This is a genomic window from Streptomyces sp. 796.1 (genome assembly GCF_047525675.1).
GTDB lineage: Bacteria > Actinomycetota > Actinomycetes > Streptomycetales > Streptomycetaceae > Streptomyces.
Window position 1 is genome coordinate 22,278 of record NZ_JBLIWA010000021.1, and the last position, 18,824, is coordinate 41,101.

An 18,824-nucleotide genomic window follows, 5' to 3' on the forward strand; every position below is an offset into this window, starting at 1 on the left:
TGCCCGCACCGGCGGGCACCCCGCCCGCCCCGCGTCCGGGCCAGCGGCCCCCGGACCGGGGCGGGCGTGCGGGTGGGCGCGCGGGTGGGCTTCCGGGCGGACGGGGTGAGCGGCCGGCGGGTCAGCCCATCGGCGGCCAGCTGGCCCGGCCAGCAGCGGCCCGGCAGCCCGACCGCCCCGCGCCCCCCGGGCGCCCCACCGCCGCGTCCGCCACATCCGCGTCCGCGTCCACTACATCCGCGTCCAACTCCAGGTCGTCGAGACCTCCAGCGGATCGATGGGCGTCACTAGGCGCGGCACCGTGTTGAGGCCGTTCGGCGGGCCCGACTGCGGCTCCACGCACACCGCGTCCGCGGGCTCGTCGTAGACCACGACCCACTCCGCGCCACTGGTGATCCGCAACTGCAACTGGGTGGGCCAGGTCAGCGTGACGTCCACGCCGTCCGGCATCCCGAAGCAGTCGTCCCACGGGCCGGGCAGCGGGTCGATCCGCCGCCCGGTCGGCAGGTGGTCGGCGCCCCGCTCCTCCTGCCACTGCGGGTCGAACGCGATCTGCACCGGCGCCCCCGTCGGCCCCAACTGCCGCAGGAACCACGGGTGCCAGCCGGCCTGCGCCGGGAAGGAGTCGCCGCGCGTCTCCACGCCCATCGTCAGCTTCAGCGCGTCGTCGGACAGCTCGAAGGACTGGGTGACCCGGCCGGGGTAGGGCCAGGGGTCGGCGAGGTCGCAGTAGAAGGTGGCGGACTGTTCGTCGACGGCGGCGGTACGCCACGGCTGGTCGCGCACGGTGCCGTGGATGGCGTGCGGGGCGGCGCTGATCGGCATCTGGTGCCGCACCGCGCCGCCACCGGCCGCGGGCCCGGCGACGAAGCTGCGGAACTGGCCCAGCTCGATCCGTCCGCACCAGGGCACCATCGGGAAGACGCCGTACCCGTCGCCCGGGCGCAGCACCTCCATATCGTTGATGATCAGCGAACTGATCCGGCAACCGGCGTCCGGATGGATCGTCAACTCGGCGCAGCCCGGCGCCACCAGCCGTACCGCGTGCGCCCCCGGGGCGCCGTCCGTGGTCTGTTGGGTGCTCACACCGCCGACCTTAACGGCGCATCCGGCGCACCGCCCGGCCGGACGCCGCGGGCCTCGCGGCAACCCCACACCCAGCCCTCACACCCGGCCGCGCCCCGCCACCACCACCGTGCTTCCACCCGCCCGTACGCGCGACCCGCACGCCCCACGGCCGCGCGCCGCCCGTACCCCCGCCCCTCCTACGCCCCGGCACACACCCGCCCTTGCCCATATGGCCGTACGGGCCCTCGGCGTACGGGCGCCCCGGCGCGGTCCTGGGGTGCCGCGTCGCGGGAAGCCGTCCGCCGCCGCCCGACCCCGGCCCGCGGGCGCACGCGGGTGGCGCGCCGGGTACGCGCGGCGCGGCCACCGGGCCCGGCGCGCCCGGGCCGACACCCGGCACGCCCTGCCGGGGCGGGGCTTACTTGCGCCGCCGAAGCACCCGTCCCACGACGACCGCCGAGGCGAGCACCGCAGCGGCGGCGGGCGCGGCCCAGCGCAGGGTGGCCACGGTGGAGGCCGTCTCGGGCGCGGGAACCGGTGCGTACCTGCCGCGCGGCGGCGCGTGGTCCACCTCCTCCGCACTGCGGCCGATCATCGTCCGCCGAGCGTGCGCCGCCTCGGCCGGCGGCTCGTCCGCCGCGTCGTCATCGGGTACGGGGAAGTCGAGCCGTTCCAGCGAGGACGGCGGCACCTCGGTCTCGAACAGGGAGGCCCGCTCGGGGTCGGGGTCCGGGTCCGGCGTGGAGCCCGGGTCCGGGTCCGGCTTGGAGCTTGGGGCTGGCTTGGAGCTTGGGTCTGGCTTGGAGCTTGGGTCTGGCTTGGAGCTTGGGTCTGGCTTGGAGCCCGGGTCCGGGTCCGGGGCTGGCTCGGGTTCCGCCTCCGCCCCGGGAGCCGCCTCCGCCCCGGCTTCCGGCGCGACCTCGGCATCCGCCCCCGCCCCGGGGGCCGAATCGGCCGCATCCGGATCAGCCCCGCCCGGGTCACTCCCGCTCAGGTCAGTCCCACCCACATCGGCCCCGGCCGAGGGAGCCCCGGCCGAGGAAGTCCCACCCGAGGCAGCCCCGCCCCCGGCCGCCCGCTCTCCGGCCGCCCACTCCGTGGCCAACTCCTCGCCGAACCGGTCGAGCAGCCTGCGGGCAGCCGCGACCACCGTCTCCGCGTCGAACTCCGCGAGCCGACCGGCGCCCGCTCCAGCCGCCAGCGCGCCGACGCAGTGCAGCGTCGTACCGCCGTCGGCCGTCTGCACCGTGACGACCAGCGTCACCCTCACCCCCGCGCCGCCGCGCGCCTCGGTGCCCTCGCCCGCGTACTCGACGCTGCCGTCGCGCTCGACGATGCGCAGCGCGCCGCGGTAGGTGATGGAGGAGCCGCCGATGCGCAGCCGGAGCCGCCCGGCGACCTCACCCGCCGCGGCCTCGTCGGCGCGCTGGAACCCGGGGAGGCAACGGGCGATGCGCGCGGGCTCGGTGAGCGCGCGCCGTACGGCGGCTGCGGGAACCGGAACGAACACCTCATGCTCCATGGCCCCGAGCGTACTCATCTCGTACGAGATCAGACATCGCCCGGCACACATTCGCCGCGCGCCGCGGCCCGGTCCCGCCCCGCCGGCGACACACCGTCACGCCGCCCCGCCAGCCACCACCGTACGTGACATGGCTCCAACAAAACCTGCCCCGCACCACCACCCCGCCACCCCGCACCCGTACGCCGCCCGCACGCCCCCACCGACACACCCACCCGCCACCGACCCACTCACCCCACCCACACCCACCCGACCAACCCAACACCCACCCCACCCCACCGGACGAACCACCCAACCACCACCCCACTACCGCTCAACCGCCCTCCCCACCTACCCCGACCAACCCCACCCAGGCCAGCCCTACCCAGGCCGCTCCCACCCCTCACCCGTACCGCGGATGCGTCAGCGTGGAGACCGGTGCGTCCGGGCGGCGGGCGCGCTCCGCCGCCCGGGCCGCGGCGCGCAGCACCTCAGGGGTGAGCGCGCGCAGGGCCGGGCGGTGCGGCGGTAGCCGCAGGTCAGGGCGGTCGCGGGTGGCGAGGACGAAGCCCCAGTCGCCGTCCGGTGCGGCGCCGGACCGCACTCGGTCGGGCCCGGCACCGCACCGCCCGAGCCGCCCCGGCATCCGGTACGGCGCGGTGCGCAGCCCCACCGACCGTACGGTCGCCTCCACCGTCCAGTACTCCCGGGGGCGGACGGCCACCGTGCCCGCGTGCACGGCCAGCCGCGCACCGGGCCGCAGCACCCGCTGCACCAGGCCGTAGAACTCCTGCGAGTACAGCTTGGTGCTCGCCGTGAGGCCCGGGTCGGGCAGGTCGCTGAGGACCACGTCATAGCCGCCGCCGGGCCGGCCCGCGACGCTCGGCCCGCTCGGCCGGGCGTGCCCGCGCAGCCAACTGAAGGCGTCGTCGGTCACCACCCGCACCCGGGGATCGCTGTACGCGTTGCGGTTGAGCAGGCTGAGACCGGGGTCCGTACGGGCCAACTCGACCATGTCGCCGTCGAGTTCGACCACGGTGACGGCCCGCACCCCGGGGTAGCGCAGCACCTCGCGCAGCGCCAGGCCGTCGCCACCGCCGAGGATCAGCACCCGGCCGTGCGGGCCGGTCATCGCCGGATGGACCAGGGCCTCGTGGTAGCGGAACTCGTCCTGCTCGCTGACCCGCAGCTTGCCGTTGAGGTAGAGCGCGAGCGGCGCCCGGCCCTGTTCCGGACGGCTCCCCGGCGCGCCGGTCGGGCCACTCGCGCCGGCGGCACCCCCCGGCGCGAGGTGCGGGCCCAGCGCCGACCCCGGGTCCAGCGCCGGCCCCGGGCTCGGCCCGGCCGGCACCCCGCCGGTGATGACGACCTCCTGCACGTCGGTGTGGAGCGCCACCCGCACATCGGGCCCGAACACCGCCCGCCGCGCCGCCCGTTCGAACGTGCTGGTCAGCGCCGCGCCGCTGGCCAGCATCAGCAGGACGAGCCCGTTCGCGGTGATCAGGACGCAGCGCCCGCGCACGGTCAGGTCCTGCCGGAACAGCCACAACACCAGCGCCCCGCCGACCAGCGCGTTGACCACCCCGGTGAGCAGCGCCCCCATGAGCTGGCCGAGCCGCGGCAGCAGCAGGAAGGGGAAGGCCAGGCCGCCGACGAGCGCGCCCACGTAGTCGGCGGCGAACAGGTCGGCCACCGCGCCCCCCGCGTCCTGCCGGCGCACCCGCTGGATCAGCACCATCAGCAGCGGCACCTCGGCCCCGATGAGCACGCCGATCGCCAACGAGAAGCCCACCAGGGCGAGTCGGGTGCTGGCACCCCAGGCGAAGCACGCGTAGAGCGCCATCGCGGAGGCGCCCCCGACCAGCGCGAGCAGCGACTCGACGACCCCGAAGGCCAGCGCCGCGCGCCGCCGCAGCCGCTTGGCCAGCAGCGACCCGGTGCCCATCGCGAACACCATCAGGGACAGCACGATGGACGCCTGTGTCACCGAGTCGCCGATCAAGTACGAGGCGAGGGCGACCAGTTCGAGCTCGTACACCAGGCCGCAGGCCGCGCAGATGAAGACGGTGGCGAGGATGGCGAAGCGACCGATCGAGACCGGTGCCCGCGGCGCCCCCGCCGGCTCCGTCGGCGGTTCCTCGGCGACGGACACGAGAGGTACCGGCGGGTCGATCATGGGGTGAACGTTACGTTACCCCTGTCTCGCCATTGGTCACTCACACGGGGGGAATGCATGGCATTCCCGGGCGAGTTGAGGTTCAACCGCGCCTCATCCGGGCAACCATGGACGCCCGCGCGCGGCTACAGCGCCGCCACCACCCGCGCGCCGAGTCGCGTCCGCGTGGTGACCAGGCACCCCTCCTGCGGGTAGGCGTGCCAGGTGCGCCAGCCCACCTGCCCGTCGCGCCGCTGGGCCAGCATGGCGGTGAACGCGTGCGGGCTGCCGGGGAAGGTGCCCGCGAGGCCGTGCGGGTGGTCGGCGACCAGCGCGAGCAACTCCTGCGCCCGGCCGGCGAAGGAACCGCGGGAAAGGGTCTCGATGCGCGCCGCGAACTCGTACTCCCGGCCGTCGACGAGCTTGGAGACACCCAGCGGGAGGGGAGTGCTGCTACCGGGCATACATGCCACCGTCTCCGAACAGTTCCCGTCGCGCCCGTTGAGGAGGACCTGGTGCGAGGCGCCGAGCAGTCGTAACTGGAGGGCGGCTTCGCCAAGTCTCAGGTCGAGCACGGCGAGCGCGGGCTGCGGCTCGCGCCCTAGGCACCAGGCGAGGTCGGCGGCGCGGGTATCGGTATAGGCAGTCTTGAGGGTCGTGAGCATGGGTCGGCTCCGCAAGCACGCAATGGAAGGTGGGCCGGCCCTTACCCCTCAAAGGGCGACCCCATTCCACAGGAGGACCATGGGGTCACTATGCGCCGGCTGCTGACCACGTGGGGTCCGTGGGGTCCATAGGGTCCGAGAGACACGGAATCATGAAATGCGGGGCGGCACAGCCTTTTTACCCATCTTCGCTAGGTTTCCATCCCCCCGAGCGCCCCTCAGATCAATTGTTCAACGCTTGAGCGCCCGGCCTGCCGTAGCCCGCCGGGCGCATATGCAAAACGTACGACCCCGCCCCATTACCGGGCTTCAGCCACCGCCACAGCCACCGCCGCCCCCACCGCCGCACGAGGATCCGCCGCCGCAGGACGACCCGGAGGAACTGCACGAGTAGCCGGCCCCGCCGCAGGAGGCGCCGCTCCCGCCGTTGCCGCCGGTGCCGCCCGACCCCCAACCGCCGTCGCGCCGGCGCGCCTGCTCCTCCGTCGAGTCGCCGCCGAGCCACTTGGCCCGGCCCGCCGGACCACCGCCCGGCCTGCGGGCCGCGCCCACGACGACGCTCACCACCAGGATGATGACCAAACACACCACAACGCCCATGTCCTCACTGTCCTTTCGTCCCCCGTGTGGCCGGCGTGGCCACCGATGCGAGAACGGCCCCGTCAGGGCGCCGTCCCCGTTGTCGAGCGGTCGAGCGGTCGAGCCGCGGAGCCCCCCGGGGACGCCGAGCCGCCGAGCGGCCGGGCCGTGGCGCCGCCGAGCTGCCGAGCCCCCGAGCTGCCGCGTCGCAGTGTCGCTGAGCTGCTGAGCCGCTGGAACGCCGGGCTGCCGGGAGCCCGGACGCCGCCGGCGCCGAGCACCGGGGCCGGCCGATGAGGCGGCCCACGCCGGTAGTGCGGCGTGGGCCGCCGTGGGGTCCAGCGTGCGACGGGCCGACACCCCCGCGGCCCCCGTCACTCCGCTCCCCACCGCCCCCGTCCCCCCGTTGTCCCCCGTTGTCCTCAGCCCCCGTTGCTCTCAGCCCCCGCTGTCCCCGTTGCCCCCGTTGCACCGTAGATTCCGGTCTTTCGCTCTTTATCGATACCTGTGTACTTATTGCTGGAGAGGTCGTCAGGAAAATCCGCCCGATGGCGCGTGCGCCGTGCACTGTTACGAAGTCCGCGATACGGAGTCCGCGTAACGCGACCGCGGAACACCCCCGTGTATCGCGGCCCGCGGAACACCCCCGCAAAGCACTGCCGTACGCACGAACGTCCGCCGCTGGGATGCAGCCGGACGGAAGTCTCCTCGTGTCTGTGCTGATGCCCGGGGCCTTTCCCGGCCAAAGCAGAGTTGAGCAAATCCAGAGGTTCGGCGCAGGATGTGCCGTATGAAGCGACCGCCGCTCAACCGCCGTCTCGCCGAATTCGGTACGACGATCTTCGCCGAGATGTCCGCCCTCGCCGCGCGCACCGGCGCCATCAACCTCGGGCAGGGCTTCCCCGACACCGATGGCCCCGACGAGGTCAGGGAGGCGGCCGTGCGCGCGCTGCGCGACGGCCGGGGCAACCAGTACCCCCCGGGCCCCGGCGTGCCCGAACTGCGCGCCGCCGTCAGCGCGCACCAACAGCGCAGGTACGGCCTGGAGTACGACCCCGACACCGAGGTCCTGATCACCGCGGGCGCCACCGAGGCGCTGGCCGCGTCGCTGCTCGCGCTGCTGGAGCCGGGCGACGAGGTCATCGCGCTTGAGCCGTACTACGACTCGTACGCGGCCGGCATCGCGATGGCCGGCGGCACCCGGGTCCCGGTCACCCTGCGCCCGGACGCCGAGGCCGGTCGCTACCGCCTCGACCTGGACGAACTGCGGGACGCGGTCACCGACGACACCCGCCTCATCCTGCTCAACACCCCGCACAACCCCACCGGAACGGTGCTGACCCGCGAGGAGTTGGCCGCGGTCGCCCAACTCGCCTGCGAGCGCGACCTGTACGTCGTCACGGACGAGGTGTACGAACACCTGGTCTTCAACGGCGAGCACCTGCCGCTGGCGTCGTTCCCCGGTATGCGGGAGCGGACGGTGAGCATCAGCTCGGCCGGCAAGACGTTCTCGTTCACCGGCTGGAAGGTCGGCTGGGTCACCGCGGCGCCCGAACTCCTCGCGGCGGTCCGCTCGGCCAAGCAGTACCTGACGTTCGTGGCCTCGGGCCCGTTCCAGTACGCGGTCGCGGAGGCGCTCGCCCTGCCCGACGCGTACTTCACCGCGCTCCGCGACGACCTGGCCGCCAAGCGGGACCTCCTCGCGGACGGCCTGACCGCGGCCGGCTTCGGCGTCTACCGCCCCGCCGGCACGTACTTCATCACCACCGACATCCGCCCCCTCGGCCCCGAGGCCGGCGCGGACGGCGACGGCTTCGCCTTCTGCCGCAGCCTCCCCGAACGCTGCGGCGTCGTCGCCATCCCCAACGCGGTCTTCTACGACCACCGCGACCAGGGCGCACCGTTCGTACGCTTCGCGTTCTGCAAGCAGAAGGACGTCCTCGCCGAGGCCGTGAGCCGACTCGGCCGCCTCGCGCCCTGACCGCACCTGCGCCGTGCGCCACCCCGTACGGCGCAGTGCTCGCGCCCCGGCCCCGGCCTCCCGACGGCTACGGCCGCGGGTGGTTCCGCCGCCCCTCAGCGCCACGGCCCCCGGCCCTGCCCCAGGCCGCGCCGGCACATCCGGTCAGCGAACGCCCCCATCGAGCTCAGGGCGCGGGAGCTCGTCGAGGTCGAGGGTGAAGGTCCGGCCGTCCGCCAAGGAGATGGGGAGCTTGCCGGTGCCGTACTTGTGGGTGTGTGCGGCGATGTATCCGTCGCCGGTCGGTTGGGTGTGAAGGACCACTTCCTGCGCGTAGGGGTCCACCACCAGGTAGATCGGGATGCCGTAACGGCCGTACTTCGCGGTGCAGTCGTCGTAGTCCTTGCGCGCCGAGGAGGTCGAGACCACCTCGGAGATGAGCAGGACGTCGGCGAAGCTGTAGCGCTTGCCGTCCCGGCGGGCGTCCTCGCGGAGGATCGCCAGGTCAGGGGCGGAGTTCTCGTCGGCGGGGAAGTCAATGTAGACGTCGGACGTGACCTTCGCATGACGGCCGAGAGCGAGAGCGGAATCGATCTGCATCGATCGGATGGTGCTGGAGTGCTCTTCGCTCTGCGGGGTCATGATCACCTTTCCATCGGCCCCGAAGAGGACCGTGTAACCCGCGGGGAACTCGGTGTGCACCATCGCCTCGGCGCTCATGAACGGCTCCTTCCCGTGTGCAGCCAGGATACGGCGGGCCCCTTCCCCCCACCGAGCCCTCGCCCTCGTTCGCCCGGTATGGGAGGAGGCGGTGTCCCGGCTCAAGAGGTTGGTGGGGTGAGGGGTGGGGCGGCAAGGTTGGTCGGTCGCCGGCCGGAGTGGGGGCTTCGTGCGGCCACGGCTCTGAAGGGTCAGGCCCCGTTCGGCGACTGGGGTGGGTCGGTGGGTGGATCGGCACCCGTACGGCATGTCGCTCCCCCGGCCCACCCGTCACCCTCACAGGTACGCCCCCCCACCAGCGCCCCGAGGCACGCCCCGCGCCACTCCCGACGGCCCGCCCGCCCCGCACACCCCACCCGCCCGAGTCATCGGCATACGCCAGTGGCGAGAGGAACTAGACGTACCGCTGGCGTAGCGCGTAGGGCGGTGGCGCAGTCGTCCGTAGTGGGTTAGACGGGGGCGTACGCCGGGCGCTCTGATGGGCGTACGTTTGCGCGCGGTCGGGCCGTAGGCGTCACAGCCGCCACAGGGGGTGGCTGCTGCCGCAGGGTGCGCAGGGGACACGGTGTTCTTGTCGCTTCGGGGGGCGGTGGGGCCCTGGCCTGCCCGCACCTCCGCCCGATCCCCCGGCGTACGGGCGCCGCCGCCCCATTCGCCGCGTCCCGGTCGCGGGTGGCGGGTGGGTGCCGCAAGGTGGGGAGGGTCGGGCCCCCGCCTGCATTCCCGGGGGCCCGACCCTTGGGTGGGTGTGGGTGTGGGTGGGTGGGTGCGCGGCGGGTGGGTCAGGGTTTGGTGGTCGAGGCCGGTTGCTTGCCCGGGGGCGCCGGGCGGTCGGCGAAGGCGATCACGTGCCAGCCGTCTCCCGTGCGCAGCACCGTGAAGGTCTCGTGCAGCGGCGCGCCCGCCCCGTCCTCGGCCGTGAGCTTGGCCGAGGCCACGTCCGGGCCCATGTCGAAGCTGATCCGTACGTCCACCACGGACAGCTCACGGCCGCCCGTCGCGGCCAGGATGCGGCCCGCTTCGCGGCGCGCCCGCCTGTCGTCGGGGACGCCGCCGACCTCGATCAGCCGGTCGGCGTCGCGCGCGTTCAGCGCCGCCACGTACGACTCGACGGCGTGCCGGGCCCCGCGTACGCCATCGGCCGGATCGTCCGATCCGCCGGCGGGCCGGGTGGGGTCACCGGCGCACCCGGTGAGACCGGTCGCCACCAGGGCCGTGACCACGACGTATCGCCAACGCATACGGCTACCCCCGATCCGGTGCGGCCTGCGCCGCGGTGCGCACAGGGTGCCAGGTGCGGGGTGCGGTCGCCATGACGAGCACGCGGCGGGCTCGGGGGGCGGGGGGGGGGGGGGGGGGGGGGGCCGGGCGCCCGGCCGCCCCGGAAAGGCGCTCGTTCCGGGAACCGCAGCGCCTCCGTGGCCCGGCACCGCCAAGATCTGAGCCCGCCAAGCCCCCACCCCCACACCCCGCGCGGCAGCGGCCAACGCGACAGGGGCCCTGGAGCGCCGCCGCCCCGGAGGGCGGCCCGCGCTCGTCGGGCCCCTGTCGTCGTGCCTAGCTTTGCCTGGCTGTGCCCAGCTTTAGCTAGCTGTGCTCCGGGTTACTCCGCCGCGGGAGCGTCCTCGTCCGGGCCGCCTTCGGTGGCGACCTCAAGGCCGAGCTGCTCGGCGAGCCACTTGTCGAACTCGATCGAGGCCCGCACCCAGCTCACCGTGGAGGACACGAAGTGCTCCAGGCTGACGCCGGTGCCGATCAGCATCTGTGCCTCGCCGATCAGCCGGACGCTGCCGTCGTCGTTCGTGTGGCTGTAGACCTTCGGCCACAGGGTGCGGCGGTTCCAGTCGTCCGTCAGCTCAAGGAGCTGCGGCTTGGTCTCCAGCGCGTGCGGCCGGTCGTAGAACGTACGCACCGAGAAGACCTGCTGCTCGTCCTCCCCGCGGAACATGAAGTACGTGCGGAACTCTTCCCACGGCGCGGCGAGGTCACCCTCGTCGTCCACCACGTACTTCAGCTCCATCTGGTCCAGGAGCTGCTTGACCAGGTCCTGGTCGGGGAGGACGGGGCCGCTCGGCCCAGCGTCCTGCGGTTCGGGCTGGCCCCCGAAATTCGGAATCGAGGACGGGTCGATGCTCACCGTGGTTTTCCCTTCGTACGGATTCCGCCATCCTCCCTCATCACCGCCCCGTCACCGCAACCCCGCCCCCGCAGCCGATTCCGGCTCACCCCGCGGCGGGCGCGCCCGCACCCGCCGCCGCGACCGTCAGCCCCTCGGCCCCCAGCTCGTGGTCGACCCGCACCGTGTCGCCGTCGCGCACCTGGCCGCCGAGGATGGCCCGGGCGAGCTGGTCGCCGATGGCCGTCTGCACCAGCCGGCGCAGCGGCCTCGCCCCGTACGACAGGTCGGGTCCGGTGCCCGCGTCCGGTGCGTCGATCGTCGGCTCGTGGCCGAGCCTGGCCAGCCACTCCAGGGCCGCGTCGGAGACGTCCAGGGTCAGCCTGCGGTCGGCCAGCCGGCGCTGGAGGTGGTCGATCTGGAGCTCGGCGATGCGGCGGAGCTGCCCGGTGCCCAGGGCGTGGAAGACGACGAGGTCGTCCAGCCGGTTCAGGAACTCGGGCCGGAACGAGGCCCGCACCGTCTCCAGCACCTTCTCCCGCTTCTGGTCCTCCTTCAGCAGCGGGTCGACCAGGAACGTCGAACCGAGGTTGGAGGTGAGGATGAGGATGGTGTTGCGGAAGTCGACGGTGCGGCCCTGCCCGTCGGTCAGCCGCCCGTCGTCCAGCACCTGGAGCAGTACGTCGAAGACCTCGTGGTGCGCCTTCTCCACCTCGTCGAGCAGCACCACCGTGTACGGGCGCCGGCGCACCGCCTCGGTGAGCTGGCCGCCCTCCTCGTACCCGACGTAGCCGGGCGGGGCGCCGACCAGGCGGGCCACCGAGTGCTTCTCGCCGTACTCGCTCATGTCGATGCGGACCATGGCCCGCTCGTCGTCGAAGAGGAAGTCGGCGAGCGCCTTGGCCAGCTCGGTCTTGCCGACGCCGGTCGGGCCGAGGAAGAGGAAGGAGCCGGTGGGCCGGTCGGGGTCGGCGATGCCCGCGCGGGTGCGGCGCACGGCGTCGGAGACGGCCCGTACCGCTTCCTGCTGGCCGATCAGCCGGCGACCCAGCTCGTCCTCCATGCGCAGCAGCTTCTGCGTCTCGCCCTCCAGGAGGCGGCCGGCCGGGATGCCGGTCCAGGAGGCGACGACGTCGGCGATGTCGTCCGGGCCGACCTCCTCCTTGACCATCTTGTCCCGGTCGCCCTTCTTGGCCTCTTCCTCCGCCTCCGCTGCGGCGGCCAACTCCCGCTCCACGGCCGGGATCTCGCCGTACAGCAGCTTGGACGCGGCGTCGAAGTCGCCGTCGCGCTGGGCGCGCTCGGCCTGGCCGTGCAGTTCGTCCAGGCGCTCCTTGAGCTCGCCGACCCGGTTGAGGCCCTGCTTCTCCTTCTCCCAGCGGGCGCCGAGGCCGCGCAGCTCCTCCTCCTTGTCGGCGAGGTCGCGGCGCAGCTTCTCCAGGCGCTGCTTGCTGGCCTCGTCCGACTCGTTGCCCAGCGCCAGCTCCTCCATCCGCAGCCGGTCCACGGCGCGCTGCAACTCGTCGATCTCCACGGGCGAGGAGTCGATCTCCATGCGCAGCCGCGACGCCGCCTCGTCCACCAGGTCGATGGCCTTGTCGGGCAGGAAGCGCGAGGTGATGTACCGGTCGGAGAGGGTGGCCGCGGCGACCAGCGCGGCATCGGCGATCTGCACCTTGTGGTGCGCCTCGTACCGGCCCTTGAGGCCGCGCAGGATCGCGATCGAGTCCTCCACGGACGGCTCGGCGACCAACACCTGCTGGAACCTGCGCTCCAGCGCCGGGTCCTTCTCGATCCGCTCCCGGTACTCGTCCAGCGTGGTCGCGCCGACCATCCGCAGCTCGCCGCGGGCCAGCATCGGCTTGAGCATGTTGCCGGCGTCCATCGCGGAGTCGCCGCCGGCGCCCGCGCCGACGACGGTGTGCAGTTCGTCGATGAAGGTGATGATGCGGCCCTCGCTCGACTTGATCTCGGCGAGCACGGTCTTCAGCCGCTCTTCGAACTCGCCGCGGTACTTGGCGCCCGCGACCATCGCGCCGAGGTCGAGCGAGACGAGCTGCTTGTCCTTGAGCGACTCGGGCACGTCGCCCTTGATGATGCGCTGCGCGAGCCCCTCCACGACGGCGGTCTTGCCGACGCCCGGCTCACCGATGAGCACCGGGTTGTTCTTCGTGCGCCGCGAGAGCACCTGCACCACGCGCCGGATCTCCTGGTCCCGGCCGATGACCGGGTCGAGCTTGCCGTCGCGCGCGGCGGCCGTGAGGTCCGTACCGAACTTCTCCAGCGCCTTGTACGTGCCCTCCGGGTCCCGGCTGGTCACCCGCGTTCCGCCCCTGCTGGTCTCGAAGGCGTCGAGCAGCCGCTTGGCGCTCGCCCCCTGCTGGTTGAGGAGCTCCCCGCTCGGCCCGCCCTTGGCGGCGATGCCGATGAGCAGGTGCTCGGTGGAAATGTACGCGTCGCCGAGCTCCTTGGCGCGGCGCGTGGCGTCGGCGATCACGGCGAGCAGGTCGCGGCTCGGCTGGGGCGGCGCGACGGTCGAACCCTGCACGCTCGGCAGCGCGGCGAGCTGTCGCTCGGCCCCGGAACGCAACGTGGCCGCGTCGGCTTCGACGCTGGCCAACAGGTCCATCAGGTTCTCGTTGTCCTGCCCGCCGAGCAGGGCGAGCAGCAGATGGGCGGGGGTCAGATCGGCGTGCCCGCCCGCCACGGCACGCTCATTGGCGGCGCTCAGCGCCTCCTGGCTCTTGTTGGTCAGCTCGGCATCCACGGTCGCGCTCCTCCTCGCTCCTCGACCACGGTTCCACCATCCTGCGTCATCATCTTGCTTTAGCAACCGTACAGTAAGTTGAGTCTATCCCGCTCAACTTATTTTGTCGCCCTCGACTTGGGTTTGGTGAGGGGGGCCGACGCGGGTGGGCGGGCGCTTCCCACTGAGGGCTGGACTCGGACGGGTTCGGTGGGCTCGGCGGGCTCGGGCGGTGGATTCGGTACGCGCCGGAGACGAGGTCACCACCGTGGCCCGCGCCGAACTCCGGGGAAAGCGGGGCGGCGGCGCGGAACACACCCCGGTACGCGCCGGCGGGCGCCGGCGGCCGGATGGCGCGCGGCTGGCGCATTCGCCGAACGGCCGCTTGGGTATGCCTACGACAATCGTCCAACGGAGTGAGACGCGAGGACCACGGGGGCGGGCCAGGCCGATGAGTGACCATCCAAGACCCAGCGCCGCCCGTCACCCGTGGGGCCCGCCCCACCGGGTGCTGGCGGCGTTCGCACTGCTCCTCGCCCTGATCGGCGCGATCACGGTGTGGGTCGGCAGGAGCGCACTCCGCCTCGCCACCGGCGAGACGGCGACCGTCCGCACGATAGAGCGCTGCGCGGCGGACGTCGTCCGGCGGCCAGCGGCGCACTGCGGCAGCGAGTGGGTGTTCGCTGACGGCCGCACCGGCCACGGCAGGGTCAGCGACCCACCGGTGGTCGTCGGCGACAAGGTCTTCGCCGGCAAGGACTGGGCCTACACCTCAAGCAGCCCCCTGCACCGCTCGGTGTGGCTACCCGGCTCCGTACTCTGCCTGCTCACCCTCGGCACCTTCGCACTGGCCATCAGCTACCGCATCGACACCCGCCGCCGACCCACCGGCCCCACCACCCCCGATTACGCTTCCCACCATGGCCATCGACCTCGATCACCCCGACCCCGCCTACCTCGCGTTCTGGCGCGAACGCCACGTCTGCACGCTGACCACGCCGCGCCGCAACGGCACGCCCCACGTCACGCCGGCGGGGGTGACGTACGACCCGGTGGCCAAGGTCGCCCGGGTGATCTGTAGCGGGTCGAGCACCAAGGCGGGCAACGTGTTGGCCGCCGGCCCGGACGGGGCGCGGGTGGCGGTCTGCCAGTTCGACGGCGCCAGGTGGGCCACCCTGGAGGGCCGGGCGCGAGTCACCACGGACCCGGAGGCCATCGCCGAAGCCGAACGCCGCTACACGGAACGGTACGGCCGCACCCCCCGCCACAACCCGGGCCGGGTGGCCATAGAGATCACCGTGACCCGCGCGATGGGGCGGGCCTAACGGGCGCCGGCTGAGGGCTGACGGCTCACGGCTGGTGCCTGACGGCTGACGGCTAGCGGCTGACGGCTGACGGCTGACGGCTGACGGCTGGTGCCTGACGGCTGACGGCCGGGCGTACGAGACCCCCGACCGACGGGGGTTCGGTCGAGGGCCTGTCGTACGGATCCGGAATGCGGCGCACCCGCCGCAACTCACCGCCCCCGCTGCTGGCGCAACATCGCTCGCCGACCGAGCGTGGCCAGCCCGAAGAGCACGCCGCCGACCAGGAAGAACGGCTCGTAGAGGAAGGTAGCGAAGGTGCCCATGGCATCGAAGTCACCCTTCTCGCGCGAGCCGGTGGCAAGACCCACCCAGTCCGGGACGGACGGCGTCGGGTGCACGAGCAGGATCGCGGTGGTGCCCCAGAGGGCGAGGCCGACGAGCTTGGCCGACAGCCGGGTACCCCAGGGTTGGACGATCGCCAGGGCGAGCGCGGCGGCGACGGCGCAGGCCGGGATGGCGAGGATGTCGATCACCAGCAGCGGCACGTTGCTGGTGACGGAGAGCCCGTCCGGCAGCCCGACCCGCCCGCCGAACAGCCAGTAGACGTGTACGACGCCGAAGACGACGGACCAGGTGGCGGCGGCGTAGGCGGAGATCCGGAGGGCCGAACCGGGAACGCCGGCCGGACGGGAATCGGTGCTTGCGAGGCTCGTGGTGGGCATGGGTCAACCCTGGCCCGCGGGGCACCCCCTGCGAGTCAGCCAGCAGGTCGGACTCGGTCCCTCCCGAGGGATGACGGACTCAACCTGGAGAGGGAGTTCGGCCAGCCGCGAGGATCAACTTTAGTTACCAACCCGACGGTTCCCCCACCCCTCACCTGCGCCGAACCGAACCGCAACGCGACCGCCCAACCCGGCGAACCCGCTGGTCACAGTAGTAGTCGAGCGGCGCGACGAAGCCCGCGACCTTTGGTGACAGGCACGCCTTTGGTGACGGGTGACGCGGTAACAGGCGACGAGGGCCCTGGCGTACGCGGGGTGTCAGGCGTCGGCGGAGATGCGGTGGAGTTGGACGGTGGCCGGGCTGAAGCCGCCGCCGTGGTCGCGCAGCAGAACGGCGCCGCCGAGCCCACCTCAGCCAGGCCATCCTGGTACGCCCTGCCCCTGCGCTACGAGCCGGCCGAGCTCGGCGGGCTACCGCTCCGGCGGTTCCTGGACGCCCTCCACGCCGAGGGCGCCACCGAGGTCGACCGGCCAGGATCCACCTGCCCGCTGGGCACCCACCCACTGTTCCAGCACCCCGGGGCGCTGTTGCCTGGCTACGCTGGTCACCAGAGCCCCGCCGTCCGACGGTTCCCCGTTGCCGAGGCCGTGCACGCCACCCTTCTCAAGCTGCCGGTGTGGCACCGCGAAGCCGATGCCCGCCTCGCTGACGCCTACACCGCGGCCATCGCCAAAGTCGCCACACACGCGAAGGACCTGCTGCTGTGACTCCGTCACCCGTCACCACCATGCTGTTGGACGGCCTCACCCGAGCCGCCGAACGCGACGGCATCGCCAAGACCGTCGTCGGCGCCGTCATCACCGATGCGGACGGCAAGGTCCTGCTCCTGCACCGACCGGCCGATGACTACCTCGGGGGCCTGTGGGAGTTGCCATCCGGCGGTGTCGACGACGGCGAGACCCTGATCGAAGCCCTGCGGCGCGAGGTCGCCGAGGAGACCGGGCTGGTCGTCGGCACCGTCGGCGAGTACCTCGGGCACTTCGACTACCGATCGGGGAGCGGGCGAGCCACCCGCCAGTTCAACTTCACCGCCGACGTCACCGAGACCGGCGCGACCGTGAAGCTGACCGAGCACGACGACCACCTGTGGGCCGATGGCGACCAGCAGCGCCAGGTCTCCAGCGCCGTCCAGGCCGTGCTCACCACCTGGAACAGCAGCCGAACAGCCTGACCAACCACCCCGGCCGTCGGGCGCCCGGCCGGATGCGTGGCCGGCGCTCCGGCGTACGCGGGCATCAGGCGCCGAAGTCGCCCGCCTTCACACCCGCCACGAACGCCGACCACGCGGCAGCACCGAAAGCAAAGGCAGGACCGTGCGGGTCCTTACTGTCACGGACAGGGACAACGCCCGTCACGGCCACCCGCACCGGAGCCCACTCCACACACTCGCCGCCGTTGCCTGCGCTGTAACTCGACTTGATCCACTGCTCGACCATGAGGCGCAACCCTTCCGAATCGGGTGTTCTCAACCCTGCTCTTCCACCCACCAGTTGAGCCAGTACGACGCCGACGTCAGACGCCGAAGTCGCCCGCCTTCACACCCGCCACGAACGCCGACCACGCGGCAGCACCGAAAGCAAGGGCAGGGCCCCGCGGGTCCTTACTGTCACGGACAGGAACGACGCCCGTCACGGCCACCCGTGCCGGAGCCCACTCCACGCAGTCGCCGCCGTTGTCGCCGCTGTAGCTGGACTTGATCCATTCATCGACCATGGGGCACGACCCTTCCGGTTGGCGTCACTCAACTCTGCAACAGCACACGCCAGTTGAGCCAGTACGCCAAAGCCCCCCGGCCGTGGGGTGTCTGGCCGGGGGGCTCTGGCGTACGCGGGCATCAGGCGTCGAAGTCGCCGGCCTTCACGCCCGCGACGAACGCCGACCACGCGGCGGTCCCGAAAGCAAGGGCCGGGCCGTGCGGATTCTTACTGTCACGAACGGGGACGACGCTGGGGAATCCGGGGGCTACCTCGATGCAGTCGCCGCCGTTGCTGCCGCTGTAGCTGCTCTTGCGCCATATCGCCGCGCTGAGTTCGGGGGTACTCATCCTGGGCAAATCCTTCCATCGCCTCGCTGATCAGTGCGGCAGATGCGCTAGCCGTGAGCGCTTCCGCTCTCAGTTCATCGTAGACCCGGCTGGCCGAGCGGACCTCTGCCGGATCATCGATGAAGTGCCCTCTGTCCACCGACTCGGAGTAGAGCACTTCGCGCCCCTTCGGCAGCGTGATGAGGGACAACGAGGTGGTGGGGCGCACCGATCGTGACTGGTGTCCAGACAACAATTGGATCACCACATTGGCCGTACGCGGCACGCGCAGGAGATGGGCGCACTGCCTCCGCATCACGCGCGAATCGCCGACGACCGCATGCAGCGCGCACGCGTCCATCACCACGCGCAGCGCCGGCCCGTCCGGCTCCAGGAAGCGTTCCTGGCGACTCAATCTGGCCAGAACGCCCGCCTCCACACGGTCGGCATCCGACTCTTCCCGCGCCAGCAGCGCCCGCGCGTAGTCCGCGGTCTGCAACAGGCCAGGCACCGTCTGCGTCTGCCACACACACAGCGAGACCGCACGCGCATCCAGCTCAGCCCGCTGCTTGAACCAGTCCGGATGCGCCGGATGCGGCGCGAACCAGTTGACCTTCTCCCACATCTTCACCAGCAATCCGCCGGCGTTGAGCACCTTGTCGAAGATCTCGATGTGGTGCGCTTCGGGGCGGCGCTTGCCCGCTTCCATGTGGGCGACCAGCGAGCGGTCCACCGGAAGGATCGCGGCCAGTTGGTCCTGGGTCATGCCGGCTCTCTCACGCAGTTGACGCAGGAGTTCACCGAACATTTGGGCCGATGTCGTGTGTCCAGTCTTCGGCTTACGCTTCACGGTCATCACTCTCCGCAAGTGACGAAGTTACCTCAGTCACGGGATTTGTCCTGGTGCGGCAGGTCCCTCACGGGCAACGATTGCCAGAGTACGGAGAGTAACCCCACGAGAGCCGCGTTGTGGCGCGGTGGAGGGAAATTCCATGCGCACGATGACACTCAAGGTCTACCGACGCCGCCCCGGCGAAACCGGGCCGCCCGACGACGCCCCGTCCGTCGTCTGCATCACGGTCGACCCCGACACTTGGCACGACGCCTTCCGCGAGGCGGTCACCGGCGCCTGGCCTCCGTGCCGTTGCCCGAAGCACCGCAACCAGCCCAACGCCCAACCCGCCGGCGGCGCTTGATGGAC

Annotated in this window: 19 protein-coding genes; 5 read left to right on the forward strand and 14 right to left on the reverse strand. The window is 72.3% G+C overall.

From position 1 onward, the window contains the following. Positions 1 to 231: 231 nt before the first annotated feature. The 5 genes from ACMA1D_RS16145 to ACMA1D_RS16165 form a co-directional block, all read right to left on the reverse strand. The gene (locus tag ACMA1D_RS16145) at positions 232 to 1,086 is read right to left on the reverse strand and encodes an aldose 1-epimerase (protein ID WP_414724669.1); all 855 of its coding nucleotides are present in this window, start codon (positions 1,084 to 1,086) and stop codon (positions 232 to 234) included. Between the two features lie 400 nt (positions 1,087 to 1,486). Then, a complete protein-coding gene (locus ACMA1D_RS16150) occupies positions 1,487 to 2,590 on the reverse strand; it encodes an SRPBCC domain-containing protein (RefSeq protein WP_414724670.1) in 1,104 nt (367 codons plus the stop codon). Between the two features lie 382 nt (positions 2,591 to 2,972). Then, on the reverse strand, positions 2,973 to 4,745 hold the full coding sequence (locus tag ACMA1D_RS16155; protein WP_414724671.1) for a spermidine synthase: 1,773 nt from the start codon (positions 4,743 to 4,745) through the stop codon (positions 2,973 to 2,975). A 125-nt stretch (positions 4,746 to 4,870) separates the two neighbouring features. Then, a complete protein-coding gene (locus ACMA1D_RS16160) occupies positions 4,871 to 5,389 on the reverse strand; it encodes a DUF2617 family protein (protein WP_414724672.1) in 519 nt (172 codons plus the stop codon). A 309-nt stretch (positions 5,390 to 5,698) separates the two neighbouring features. Continuing rightward, positions 5,699 to 5,989 carry a hypothetical protein gene (locus tag ACMA1D_RS16165; protein WP_414724673.1) on the reverse strand — a complete coding sequence of 97 codons (291 nt, stop codon included), beginning with the start codon at positions 5,987 to 5,989 and terminating at the stop codon, positions 5,699 to 5,701. A 769-nt stretch (positions 5,990 to 6,758) separates the two neighbouring features. On the opposite strand from ACMA1D_RS16165, the gene ACMA1D_RS16170 reads away from it, so the two are divergent. After that, positions 6,759 to 7,949: a pyridoxal phosphate-dependent aminotransferase gene (locus tag ACMA1D_RS16170; protein WP_414724674.1), complete on the forward strand. Its 1,191-nt coding sequence runs from the start codon at positions 6,759 to 6,761 to the stop codon at positions 7,947 to 7,949. A 144-nt stretch (positions 7,950 to 8,093) separates the two neighbouring features. Here the strand turns inward: ACMA1D_RS16170 and ACMA1D_RS16175 are convergent, their stop codons facing one another. The 4 genes from ACMA1D_RS16175 to clpB all read right to left on the reverse strand — a co-directional run bounded on the left by ACMA1D_RS16175 (position 8,094) and on the right by clpB (position 13,531). Beyond that, the gene (locus tag ACMA1D_RS16175; protein WP_349993188.1) at positions 8,094 to 8,648 is read right to left on the reverse strand and encodes a Uma2 family endonuclease; all 555 of its coding nucleotides are present in this window, start codon (positions 8,646 to 8,648) and stop codon (positions 8,094 to 8,096) included. A 782-nt stretch (positions 8,649 to 9,430) separates the two neighbouring features. Continuing rightward, complete coding sequence (locus ACMA1D_RS16180) at positions 9,431 to 9,889, reverse strand: hypothetical protein (RefSeq protein WP_414724675.1); 459 nt, start codon at positions 9,887 to 9,889, stop codon at positions 9,431 to 9,433. Between the two features lie 362 nt (positions 9,890 to 10,251). Continuing rightward, entirely contained in the window at positions 10,252 to 10,785 is a 534-nt protein-coding gene (locus ACMA1D_RS16185) for a YbjN domain-containing protein (protein WP_349990543.1), read from the reverse strand. A gap of 85 nt (positions 10,786 to 10,870) precedes the next feature. After that, positions 10,871 to 13,531, reverse strand: coding sequence for an ATP-dependent chaperone ClpB (gene clpB, locus ACMA1D_RS16190; RefSeq protein ID WP_414724676.1), 2,661 nt, complete (start codon positions 13,529 to 13,531; stop codon positions 10,871 to 10,873). An 899-nt stretch (positions 13,532 to 14,430) separates the two neighbouring features. On the opposite strand from clpB, the gene ACMA1D_RS16195 reads away from it, so the two are divergent. Continuing rightward, positions 14,431 to 14,835, forward strand: coding sequence for a pyridoxamine 5'-phosphate oxidase family protein (locus tag ACMA1D_RS16195; protein ID WP_414724677.1), 405 nt, complete (start codon positions 14,431 to 14,433; stop codon positions 14,833 to 14,835). Positions 14,836 to 15,026: 191 nt separating this feature from the next. Here ACMA1D_RS16195 and ACMA1D_RS16200 read toward each other — a convergent pair whose 3' ends face one another. Continuing rightward, positions 15,027 to 15,539 carry a DUF3995 domain-containing protein gene (locus tag ACMA1D_RS16200; RefSeq protein ID WP_414724678.1) on the reverse strand — a complete coding sequence of 171 codons (513 nt, stop codon included), beginning with the start codon at positions 15,537 to 15,539 and terminating at the stop codon, positions 15,027 to 15,029. Positions 15,540 to 15,854: 315 nt separating this feature from the next. Between ACMA1D_RS16200 and ACMA1D_RS16205 the strand changes: the two genes are divergently transcribed. Both ACMA1D_RS16205 and ACMA1D_RS16210 read left to right on the forward strand, forming a co-directional pair. Continuing rightward, positions 15,855 to 16,307: a hypothetical protein gene (locus tag ACMA1D_RS16205; RefSeq protein ID WP_414724679.1), complete on the forward strand. Its 453-nt coding sequence runs from the start codon at positions 15,855 to 15,857 to the stop codon at positions 16,305 to 16,307. Then, on the forward strand, positions 16,304 to 16,771 hold the full coding sequence (locus ACMA1D_RS16210; RefSeq protein WP_414724680.1) for an NUDIX hydrolase: 468 nt from the start codon (positions 16,304 to 16,306) through the stop codon (positions 16,769 to 16,771). The genes ACMA1D_RS16205 and ACMA1D_RS16210 overlap by 4 nt, the downstream gene beginning before the upstream one ends. A gap of 64 nt (positions 16,772 to 16,835) precedes the next feature. Here the strand turns inward: ACMA1D_RS16210 and ACMA1D_RS16215 are convergent, their stop codons facing one another. The 4 genes from ACMA1D_RS16215 to ACMA1D_RS16230 form a co-directional block, all read right to left on the reverse strand. Then, complete coding sequence (locus ACMA1D_RS16215) at positions 16,836 to 17,036, reverse strand: DUF397 domain-containing protein (RefSeq protein ID WP_414724681.1); 201 nt, start codon at positions 17,034 to 17,036, stop codon at positions 16,836 to 16,838. Positions 17,037 to 17,112: 76 nt separating this feature from the next. Then, the gene (locus ACMA1D_RS16220) at positions 17,113 to 17,313 is read right to left on the reverse strand and encodes a DUF397 domain-containing protein (protein WP_414724682.1); all 201 of its coding nucleotides are present in this window, start codon (positions 17,311 to 17,313) and stop codon (positions 17,113 to 17,115) included. Positions 17,314 to 17,434: 121 nt separating this feature from the next. Beyond that, a complete protein-coding gene (locus ACMA1D_RS16225) occupies positions 17,435 to 17,617 on the reverse strand; it encodes a DUF397 domain-containing protein (protein ID WP_349990587.1) in 183 nt (60 codons plus the stop codon). Further along, entirely contained in the window at positions 17,529 to 18,479 is a 951-nt protein-coding gene (locus tag ACMA1D_RS16230; protein ID WP_414724741.1) for a helix-turn-helix domain-containing protein, read from the reverse strand. The genes ACMA1D_RS16225 and ACMA1D_RS16230 overlap by 89 nt, the downstream gene beginning before the upstream one ends. Before the next feature lie 136 nt (positions 18,480 to 18,615). On the opposite strand from ACMA1D_RS16230, the gene ACMA1D_RS16235 reads away from it, so the two are divergent. Then, positions 18,616 to 18,819, forward strand: coding sequence for a hypothetical protein (locus ACMA1D_RS16235; protein ID WP_414724683.1), 204 nt, complete (start codon positions 18,616 to 18,618; stop codon positions 18,817 to 18,819). The last annotated feature ends 5 nt before the right edge of the window (positions 18,820 to 18,824 follow it).